The sequence below is a fragment of the Herbaspirillum sp. Sphag64 genome (assembly GCF_014192645.1).
In the GTDB taxonomy this organism is placed as follows: Bacteria; Pseudomonadota; Gammaproteobacteria; order Burkholderiales; family Burkholderiaceae_D; genus Herbaspirillum.
The window spans coordinates 128,605-138,387 of record NZ_JACHYE010000011.1; the positions used below are offsets into that span (position 1 = coordinate 128,605).

Annotated in this window: 8 protein-coding genes and 1 tRNA gene; 8 read left to right on the plus strand and 1 reads right to left on the minus strand. The window is 53.4% G+C overall.

Annotation, left to right across the window (positions count from 1 at the left end):
• Positions 1-30 precede the first annotated feature (30 nt).
• From FHW66_RS16510 to dnaG, 6 genes are all read left to right on the plus strand, one after another.
• Positions 31-1,239: a cation:proton antiporter gene (locus tag FHW66_RS16510; protein ID WP_183380912.1), complete on the plus strand. Its 1,209-nt coding sequence runs from the start codon at positions 31-33 to the stop codon at positions 1,237-1,239.
• A 104-nt stretch (positions 1,240-1,343) separates the two neighbouring features.
• Positions 1,344-2,456 carry a YbdK family carboxylate-amine ligase gene (locus tag FHW66_RS16515; RefSeq protein ID WP_370543490.1) on the plus strand — a complete coding sequence of 371 codons (1,113 nt, stop codon included), beginning with the start codon at positions 1,344-1,346 and terminating at the stop codon, positions 2,454-2,456.
• A 46-nt stretch (positions 2,457-2,502) separates the two neighbouring features.
• On the plus strand, positions 2,503-3,702 hold the full coding sequence (locus tag FHW66_RS16520; protein WP_183380914.1) for an NAD(P)/FAD-dependent oxidoreductase: 1,200 nt from the start codon (positions 2,503-2,505) through the stop codon (positions 3,700-3,702).
• A 186-nt stretch (positions 3,703-3,888) separates the two neighbouring features.
• Positions 3,889-4,101, plus strand: a complete 213-nt coding sequence (gene rpsU, locus FHW66_RS16525) for a 30S ribosomal protein S21 (RefSeq protein WP_005665410.1) — start codon at positions 3,889-3,891, stop codon at positions 4,099-4,101.
• 127 nt (positions 4,102-4,228) lie between these two features.
• Positions 4,229-4,678 carry a GatB/YqeY domain-containing protein gene (locus FHW66_RS16530; RefSeq protein ID WP_183380915.1) on the plus strand — a complete coding sequence of 150 codons (450 nt, stop codon included), beginning with the start codon at positions 4,229-4,231 and terminating at the stop codon, positions 4,676-4,678.
• A gap of 24 nt (positions 4,679-4,702) precedes the next feature.
• Positions 4,703-6,508: a DNA primase gene (dnaG, locus tag FHW66_RS16535; RefSeq protein ID WP_183380916.1), complete on the plus strand. Its 1,806-nt coding sequence runs from the start codon at positions 4,703-4,705 to the stop codon at positions 6,506-6,508.
• A 344-nt stretch (positions 6,509-6,852) separates the two neighbouring features.
• Here dnaG and FHW66_RS21260 read toward each other — a convergent pair whose 3' ends face one another.
• Positions 6,853-7,374 (minus strand): hypothetical protein, encoded by a 522-nt coding sequence (locus tag FHW66_RS21260; RefSeq protein ID WP_370543492.1) that lies wholly within the window; start codon positions 7,372-7,374, stop codon positions 6,853-6,855.
• Here FHW66_RS21260 and rpoD point away from each other — a divergent pair.
• Together rpoD and FHW66_RS16550 are read left to right on the plus strand one after the other, a co-directional pair.
• Entirely contained in the window at positions 7,292-9,517 is a 2,226-nt protein-coding gene (rpoD, locus tag FHW66_RS16545) for an RNA polymerase sigma factor RpoD (protein ID WP_183380917.1), read from the plus strand. The genes FHW66_RS21260 and rpoD overlap by 83 nt on opposite strands.
• Before the next feature lie 31 nt (positions 9,518-9,548).
• Positions 9,549-9,627, plus strand: a tRNA-Ile gene (locus FHW66_RS16550).
• Positions 9,628-9,783 lie beyond the last annotated feature (156 nt).

The following is a 9,783-nucleotide window of genomic DNA, read 5'->3' on the forward strand; positions in this document are numbered from 1 at the left end:
ATGACAAATTGACATCTCACAGGAGGCGCGATGCAGTGGACCCTTCCACCTTTCACCCTGGCGCAGCCGTTGCAGTTCAACGCCTTGTTGCTATTCGGTAGCTTGCTGCTGTTTGGTTTGATTGCCGGTTACATCGTTTCCAAATCACCCTGGATACCACGTATCACGGGCTATTTGCTGGTCGGATTTGTGTTGGGAGGCGGCGGGCTCAACCTGCTCACTGGTGATGTTTTACATGTCACCAGTATTTTTGCCGACATTGCGGTGGCGCTGGTGGTGTATCAACTTGGCCGCTATGTGGATCTGGGCTGGTTGCGTCGCGAAAGATGGCTGCTGGCAACCGTAGCAGTATCTGCCGTGCTGTGTTTTGGCTTTGTCAGTTTGGCCCTGCTCTGGTTCGGGACCGCACAGGCACCTGCATTGCTGGGCGGAATCTGGGCCATCGCGACTGCGCCGGCGGTCGTCTTGGTGGTATTGCGCGACCTCAAGGCAGAAGGGCAGGTAACGCGTCGCCTGGCGACCATGACCGCACTCAATAATTTTGTCGCGATTCTTGCCGCCTATGCCTTGTTGCCATGGATCGCTCAGGAGTCCGGCACACCGCTACTGACATTGCTGGCACATACCCTGTACTCCCTGTTTGGTTCACTGCTGCTGGCCTACCTGACATACTGGCTGACGATGCCATTGGCACGCTTGCTCGGACGTCAGCGTAGTCGCCAGTTCGTACTCGTCATCGCTGTTATCACGATGGCGATCGGTGTTGCCCATGCGCTGCATTTGCCGGTGATGCTGGCCATGCTGATGTTCGCCATCCTGTCCAAAAATCTTGATCGACAATACGATCTGATGGAGCTGGAATTCGGCGTCGCTAATGAATTGTTCATGGTGATGCTGTTTGTCACGGTTGGGGCGTCGATGCGGGTGTCTGACCTGATGCTGGTCGGTTTGCCGGTACTGATTCTGGTAGCGGCAAGATTTGTTGCGATGGGTTGCGGGATATTTGTGTTCGCACGACTGGCGCGCATGAACTGGCGTCAGGCAGGATTGCTCACACTGGGGACGCTACCGATGACGGAAGTTGGGGTGGGGTTGATGCAGACGATTTCTTCGTTATACCCTCATACCACCGCTGAGGTTGTTCCACTTTTGGCCGGTTGCCTGATCGTGCTGGAACTGACTGGTCCAGTGGCGACTCAATTTGCACTGATCAACTCTGGTGAAAGCGGCCGCGAATGAATCATTTCATATTGACTTCCGATATCAAGACCGACAATGCGGATTCCGGTAGTAATACAACCGAGTCAAGTTTCTTGCCTTTTACCCCGTCACAACCGTGCACGATGGGTATCGAGCTTGAATTGCAGCTGGTGAACCGGCGTAATTACAATCTTGCCAGTGATGCCGTGGATTTGCTGACCTGGATCGCTCCGCGCGAGCTCAAGGAGCAGATCAAGCTGGAAATGACGCAGGGTATGATTGAACTCAACTCGGGGGTGCATACCCGTGTTGATGCCCTGATTGATGAGCTGAAGGTATTGCGCGCCGCGCTCAACCGTGGCGCACAGCATCTCAATATTGATGTCTCTGGCGGTGGCGCGCATCCGTTCCAACATTGGAACGAACAACGTATCACGCCCAGTGAACGCTTTTTTCATCTGCACGAGAAATACGGCTATCTAGCCAAGACCTTTACGGTGTTTGGTCAGCATATTCATATCGGTGTGCCCAATGGGGACGATGCCTTGTATCTGACCCATGCCTTTTCTCGCTTTGTTCCCCATTTCATTGCACTGTCGGCAGCTTCGCCTTTTTATCAGGGTGCGGATACCCGCTTTGACTCGTCGCGCAGCAATGTCGTACGTGCGTTTCCGTTGTCGGGTACGGCGCCTCTGCATACACGCTGGAGGGATTTCGAACGTTATTATGAAGAGCTTTTGCATATTGGTATCATCGCCAGCATGAAGGATTTTTATTGGGACATTCGTCCCAAGCCAGAATATGGCACCGTGGAAATTCGTGTCTGTGATACCCCGCTGACCATCGAGCATGCAGCGCATCTGGGTGCTTATGCGCAACTACTGGCGCGCTGGATACTGACTGAGCGGCCTTTCGTCATTAGCGATGATTTTTATCTGCTGTATCAGTACAATCGTTTCGAAGCCAGCCGCTTTGGTCTCAATGGTATGTTGGCCGTGCATGGTGAGACAGTAGCAACTTCGAGTAAACTGCCGATCTACGAGCACGTGCTGGCGCAGCTGACGCGTTTGCAGCCGTATGTGCAAAATGAAGTTGAGCATGTCACGCTCAAACGTTTGCAGCACATGGCCACTCATCGCTTGAGTGACGCAGGCTGGTTGCGTGAGGCATTTGCCAAGCGCGGATCGCTCAACGATATGATGCGACTGTCGTCTGAGTTGTGGATGAATCAGTCGCCGCCTTCTTACTTTCAATAATGCCGCTTGCTTGCATCTCTGCTGCATGCAGGGGTGGAAGCAAAATATGACAAAACAATATGATGTTGCTGTGATCGGTGCCGGCGCTGCTGGCATGATGTGTGCCGCAGTCGCTGGACAGCGCGGCAAGTCGGTGGTGTTAATCGATCATGCCGGCAAACTGGCTGAAAAAATCCGCATCTCTGGCGGTGGTCGCTGCAACTTCACTAATCTTGGTGCCACACCAGCCAACTTTTTGTCGCAGAATCCGCATTTCTGCAAGAGCGCCTTGTCGCGTTACACGCCGCAGGATTTTTTGTCGCTGATCAAACGCTATCGCATCGGCTATCACGAGAAACACAAGGGACAGTTGTTTTGTGATTCCTCGTCGGAAGACATTATCGACATGCTCAAATCCGAATGTGAGTTGGGGCATGTGACTTGGCGCATGCCTTGTGCCGTCGATGCTGTTGGTAAAGAGGGGGAGTTGTTCAGGCTGGATACGGATAGCGGCGCGGTTCTCGCTCGGCAACTGGTAATTGCCACCGGTGGTTTATCGATCCCCAAAATCGGTGCGACAGATTTTGCCTATCGCATTGCACGTCAGTTTGATCTTGATGTGATCGCTCCGCGTCCGGGGCTGGTGCCGTTGACCTTCGATGGTGCCGGCTGGCAAGCTTTTGCCGAATTGTCCGGAATTGCGCTGGAGGTCGAGGTCGAAACCGGTGTGAAGAAGCAGAAGGGCTATTTTCTGGAAGATTTACTGTTTACTCATCGCGGTTTGTCGGGGCCGGCGATTTTGCAAATTTCCAGTTACTGGCAGGAAGGTGCGCCGTTGGTATTGAATCTGTTGCCGCAAATTGATGTTGCCGAAACCTTGATTGAAGGCAAGAGCACGCTCAAAAAGAATCTCGGTAATTTGCTCGCCCAGTGGTTACCGACCAGGCTGGCCGATGGCTTGCTCAAGGCGAATGGCTTCGATGGCGCAGCCCGCATTGCCGACATGCAGGACAAGCAATTGCGTGCCTTGGGGCAGGCGCTCAATGGCTGGTCCATTAAGCCTGCTGGCTCTGAAGGCTATCGTAAAGCAGAAGTGACGCTCGGTGGAGTGAATACAAAGGAGCTGTCACAACAAAGCATGATGGCCAACAAGGTGCCGGGCCTGCACTTTATCGGTGAGGCGGTTGATGTGACTGGCTGGCTGGGAGGGTATAACTTTCAGTGGGCATGGGCATCGGGTGTTGCTGCTGGCAATGCGCTGAATTGAGCGCGCCCATTCGGAGTGTGTAGAGACACTGCCTGGGAGTGATGTCTTGGGTTAATGTCTGATTTATAAGTACTTTTTTCGGGTGGGTTGGAAAAAAAGAGACGATGCTTCTTCCAATGCCAGATCTATTCTGCTACAATCGCGTTCTTTCCATATCCAACCTAACCTTCTTTGGTTTGAATTTACATGACCACTATTCGTCTTAAAGAAAACGAGCCGTTCGAAGTCGCAATGCGTCGCTTCAAGCGCACCATCGAAAAAACCGGCCTGTTGACCGAGTTGCGCGCGCGCGAGTTTTACGAAAAGCCGACAGCAGAACGCAAGCGTAAGCTGGCAGCTGCAGTGAAGCGTCATTACAAGCGCATCCGCAGCCAGCAACTGCCTAAGAAGCTGTACTAAGAATTTCCGTCGCACGTTATGGTGCGACGACGTGGAACCCGCTCCGGAGAGAAATTCCGCAGCGGGTTTTCGCTTTTACGCGTTAGTGCGTGCGATTACGTGCCTTTATTTATTTCCGGAGCATGCAATGGGTCTCAAAGAGCAAATTACCGAAGACATGAAGGCGGCGATGCGCGCCAAGGATGCCGTCAAGCTTGGCACGATTCGCCTCCTGACTGCTGCCATGAAGCAGAAGGAAGTCGATGAGCGTGTCGAACTCAATGACACGTTGGTACTGGCAATCATCGATAAGATGGTCAAGCAGCGCAAGGATTCGATTAGCCAATTTGAAGCTGGCGGTCGTCAGGATCTGGCCGAGATTGAAAAGGCCGAATTGGCAATTTTGTCGACCTACATGCCTGCTGGTCTGTCTGATGACGAAATCAAGGCAGAAGTCCAGGCAGCAGTCGCTGCCACTGGTGCTGCCGGTCCTCAGGACATGGGCAAGGTAATGGGTGTGCTCAAGCCCAAGCTGGCAGGTCGCGCCGACATGACAGCGGTATCAGCACTGGTCAAGGCCGCGCTCAGTGGTGCCTGATATTGCTCTGAATTATCTTCGCTGATGATTCCACAGTCATTTATTCAGGATTTGCTCAACCGCGTCGATATTGTCGATGTGGTGGGGCGCTACGTGCAGCTCAAAAAGGGCGGTGCCAACCTGATGGGGCTGTGCCCGTTTCACAATGAGAAGTCGCCCAGTTTTACGGTCAGCCCGACCAAGCAGTTTTATCACTGCTTCGGCTGCGGCGCGCATGGTACAGCGATCAGTTTTCTGATTGAGTACTCTGGGATGGGCTTTGTCGAAGCAGTCAAGGATCTTGCGCAAGGCGTTGGTATGGTAGTGCCGGATAGCGATGATCGGCTGCCTCCGGCCCAGCGTGCCGAGCAGCAGGCGCGCAGCATGGCGCTCACCGATGCGATGACCGCTGCCAGTGACTTTTATCGCCAGCAATTGCGCGGCGCACAAACTGCGATTTCGTATTTGAAGGGGCGTGGTGTCAGTGGTGAAGTCGCTGCACGTTTTGCACTGGGATACTCACCCGATGGTTGGGATGCACTAAAGGCAGTGTTCCCGGATTACGACGTGCCGGCATTGGTCGAAGCAGGGTTGGTCATTGACAAGGGTGATGAGGATGGTGCTCAGCGTATGGGGCGCAAGCGTTATGATCGCTTTCGTGATCGTGTCATGTTTCCCATTCGCAATACAAAAGGGCAGGTCATCGGATTTGGTGGTCGAGTCATGGATGGCGGCGAGCCTAAATACCTGAACTCTCCCGAGACGCCTCTGTTTCAAAAGGGTAACGAGTTATACGGTCTCTTTGAGGCGCGCCAGGCCATTCGCGAGGCTGGCTATGTGCTCGTAACAGAAGGTTATATGGATGTGGTTGCGCTGGCTCAGCTAGGCTTTCCACAGGCCGTGGCTACTTTGGGTACTGCTTGCACCCCAATGCACGTGCAGAAGCTGTTGCGCCAGACCGATCAAGTGGTATTCAGTTTTGATGGCGATGGTGCTGGACGACGTGCTGCGCGCCGTGCGCTCGATGCTTGTCTGGTGCATGCGTCCGATAATAAGATCATCAAGTTCCTGTTTTTGCCGCCTGAGCATGATCCGGATAGTTATGTGCGTGAAATGGGAGCTGACGCATTTGCGCAACAAGTTGCCGATGCCATGCCATTGTCTCAGTTCCTGATCAAGGAAGTCATTGGTGACAACGACATGACGACGCCAGAAGGTCGTGCGCGGGCGCAATTTGATGCCAAGCCGATGTTGCAGGCGCTGCCACCGTCGTCGCTGCGCTTGCAGATTGTGCGCAGTCTTGCGCAGGTGACGCAAACTACGCCTGCCGAGATCGAATCGCTGTTTGAGTTGTCTAAGCCGATTGCACAGCAGCCGCAGCGCAAGGCGCCGCCCAGGAGCAAGCGCATGGCACCGGTCGGACTGGAGCGTCAAGTGATTCGTTTGCTCGTGGCGCATCCTGCGTTGGCGGCCGATCTTGATGAGGCTGCGTTACAGGCAATTGGTCGGCAAGCACCGGATCAGGCGCAGATGCTGACGCAATTGGTTGAGGTCAGCCGTAGCATGGGTGAACAAGCCAATTTTGCTAGTCTGGTGGAGCACTTGCGCGATGCGGGGCCGGATTTTGAGGCGCTGATTGCTGAGATCGCTGCCGAAACTGAATCGGAGTTTGAAGTCGTCCGGCAAGAGTTGGCCGGCGCAGTTCGACAGACCAAGATGCGTCAGGTCGAGGATGAGATGGAGCATCTTGCCAGTGCTGGTCTGCGAGATGATGCAGCGCGGCAGCGTTACCGTGAACTGATGCAGAAAAAAGAGCATCTGAAGCGATTGAGTGGTGCGGAGTTCGGCTAGGAGTGTCAGATTTTCATGTAAAAATACGCACAGTTGCTACTCTGCGTTATCGTCAAGTGGCTTGATCTCGGGGAAATTCGACCTATATATGGTATTATGTACGGCTTTGATTTCGGAGGCAGATGGATATTGCTTCCACCGAAAGTTTCGTGAACCATCCGTTGGTTAGCAGGACGAAGCAATCATGGTCTTTGATTGAATTGCTTGGCAGACACTTATTAGGCAGGGGACGAGAGATTTAGGAACGTTGCGCGGGCAACTTGTGTTTGACAGATACCGTCACAAGGTAGCAGGAGAACACGGGAGGCATGACAGCATGGTTTGATTGGCGCAATGAGTGTAACTCACTTGGCAGTTGATTCTATGGCAAATGCAATGAAGAAAACCGCAAAAACTCCAACACCACCCACAAAGAGCGCTAAACCCAGTGCCAAACCGATTAGTGTCAGACCCGCTGCCAAAGCAGCAGCCAAGCCGGTCGTTAAACCGGCAACGAAGTCAGTAACCAAGTCGAGTTCTGTAGCAACAAGATCGGTCCCGAAAACAACTGCTTCCAAGCCTTCTGGTAAGGTAGCAGCATCGGCAGTAAAGGCGGTAAAGTCGTCAGTAACAGCTGCAGTAGCAGCGTCGGCGAAAAAATCCAGTGCCAAAACTGCTCCCAAGGCGGTTCGCGCTGCAGCGCCGGATGTAACTAAAGCAGTAACCAAAGCGGCTGTAACGCCAACAAAGAAGAACTTATCTGAAGCCAACTCAAAGTCGGCTTCTGTGCAATCGAAAGCTTCTGTGACAACCAAGAAACCTGAAACGAAAACCGTCAAACCTGCCGTCAAGGCAGCCAAGGGCGAAGCCAAAGACGTCAGCGTCATGATCGCGCCTGGCGTAAGCCAAACGACCGATGCCGCAGCGCTGGCAGCCATTGATACGTCCGGCTATATTCTGCCGTCGGTCAAGGTGCCGGGCCGCCGTGGCCGCAAGCCGAAAGAATTTCAGCCTGAAAATGACGAAATCGCCGCACTCAATGCGGTTGAGCGCGCTGAACTGAAAGCGGTGGACAAAGCCAAGGCCAAGGATCGCAAGGCCAAGGAAAAGGCCTTGCTAAAGGACGCGTTTTCGTCGGACACCGAGGCTAGCGAAGAAGAACTCGAGCGTCGTCGCCAAAAGCTCAAGACTCTGATCAAGCAAGGTAAGGAACGTGGTTTCCTGACCTTCTCTGAAATCAACGACCATCTGCCTGAAAACATCGTTGATCCGGAGGCCATTGAAGGCATCATCGGTACCTTCAACGACATGGGTATTGCGGTCTACGAACACGCTCCCGATGCGGAAACGTTACTGCTGTCGGACAATGTTGCCAACGTTGCCAGCGACGATGATGCAGAAGCTGCTGCAGAAGCAGCGCTGTCGACAGTTGACTCTGATTTCGGACGTACGACCGATCCTGTGCGTATGTATATGCGCGAAATGGGTTCGGTTGAACTGCTCACCCGCGAAGGTGAAATCGAGATCGCCAAGCGTATCGAAGATGGCCTCAAGGACATGATTCAGGCGATCTCGGCATGCCCGACCACGATTGCTGAAATCCTGGTAGCTGCCGAAAAGATCTCCAATGACGAAATCAAGGTCGACGAAATCGTTGACGGCCTGGTGGACCTGAACGAAGGCGAAGAGCCGGTTGTCACTGCGGCTGCATCCGATGAAGAGGATGAAGACGAGGACGAGGACGAGGAAGAAGACGAGGAAGAAGAAGGCGAAGGCGGTAGCTCTGGCGCTGCTGGTTTCTCTGCTGAACAGTTGGAACAGTTGAAGCGTGATGCGCTGGCCAAGTTTGCCACCATCTCGACCCAGTTTGACAACATGCGTAAAGCCTTCGAAAAGGAAGGTTACAACTCCAAGCCTTACGTCAAGGCACAGGAAATTATTTCGAACGAATTGCTGGGCATTCGCTTTACTGCCAAGGTCGTTGAAAAGTTGTGCGACACCCTGCGTGCGCAGGTTGATGAAGTACGTCAGATCGAGCGTCAGATTCTGGATGTGGCGGTCAACAAGTGCAATATGCCGCGTACTCATTTCATCAAGGTATTCCCTGGCAATGAAGTCAATCTTGACTGGGTTGATGGCGAAGTCAGTGGTAATCATCCTTACAGCACCGTGTTGAGCCGCAATGTCCCGGCCATCAAGGAATTGCAGCAAAAACTGATCGATCTGCAGGCACGCGTGGTGTTGCCGTTGCCGGATTTGCGCGGCATCAACAAGAAAATGGGCGCTGGTGAGAAGAAGGCGCGTATGGCCAAGCGTGAAATGACCGAGGCCAACCTGCGTCTGGTGATTTCGATTGCGAAGAAGTACACCAACCGTGGTCTGCAATTCCTGGATCTGATCCAGGAAGGCAACATCGGTTTGATGAAGGCAGTGGACAAGTTCGAATATCGTCGTGGTTACAAGTTCTCGACCTATGCGACATGGTGGATTCGTCAGGCCATTACCCGCTCCATCGCCGACCAGGCGCGCACTATCCGTATTCCGGTGCACATGATCGAAACCATCAACAAGATGAACCGCATCTCGCGTCAAATCTTGCAGGAAACTGGTGCCGAGCCAGATCCGGCGACGCTGGCGATCAAGATGGAAATGCCGGAAGACAAGATCCGCAAGATCATGAAGATCGCCAAGGAACCGATTTCGATGGAAACACCGATCGGCGACGACGATGATTCACATCTGGGCGATTTCATTGAAGACAACAACACTCTGGCGCCAGCCGATGCAGCGTTGCACGCATCGATGCGCGGTGTAGTCAAGGACATTCTGGATTCTCTGACGCCACGTGAAGCCAAGGTGCTGCGTATGCGTTTTGGTATCGAAATGTCGACTGACCACACGTTGGAAGAAGTGGGCAAGCAGTTTGACGTGACCCGGGAGCGGATTCGCCAAATAGAGGCAAAAGCGCTGCGTAAGCTGCGTCACCCTTCACGCTCCGACAAGCTCAAGAGCTTCCTGGAAGGCAATTAAGTTTTGTTGAGGACGTCAGTCCTCAACATTAGGCCCCCTAGCTCATGCTTGGTTAGAGCAGCGGACTCATAATCCGTTGGTGCCGTGTTCGACTCACGGGGGGGCCACCAGTAAAATCAAGGGGTTACGTGCAGACGTAACCCCTTTTTTCGTCTTATGCATAGGTATTGGCGACGTCTCCCCGTATTCAGTAGCAAATGGCTTTAGAGTCAGGGGTTAATGTAGCCGCTTTCGCGGCCAGTTGCTTAGCGTAGGCTAACGGCGTC

Excerpts from the sequence above, each read along its gene's own strand:
- FHW66_RS16530 (WP_183380915.1), top strand. The coding sequence starts at position 4,229 with ATGGGTCTCAAAGAGCAAATTACCGAAGACATGAAGGCGGCGATGCGC.
- FHW66_RS16510 (WP_183380912.1), top strand. The coding sequence starts at position 31 with ATGCAGTGGACCCTTCCACCTTTCACCCTGGCGCAGCCGTTGCAGTTC.
- rpsU (WP_005665410.1), top strand. The coding sequence starts at position 3,889 with ATGACCACTATTCGTCTTAAAGAAAACGAGCCGTTCGAAGTCGCAATG.
- FHW66_RS21260 (WP_370543492.1), bottom strand. The coding sequence starts at position 7,374 with ATGACGCTGACGTCTTTGGCTTCGCCCTTGGCTGCCTTGACGGCAGGT.
- dnaG (WP_183380916.1), top strand. The coding sequence starts at position 4,703 with ATGATTCCACAGTCATTTATTCAGGATTTGCTCAACCGCGTCGATATT.
- FHW66_RS16520 (WP_183380914.1), top strand. The coding sequence starts at position 2,503 with ATGACAAAACAATATGATGTTGCTGTGATCGGTGCCGGCGCTGCTGGC.
- FHW66_RS16515 (WP_370543490.1), top strand. The coding sequence starts at position 1,344 with ATGGGTATCGAGCTTGAATTGCAGCTGGTGAACCGGCGTAATTACAAT.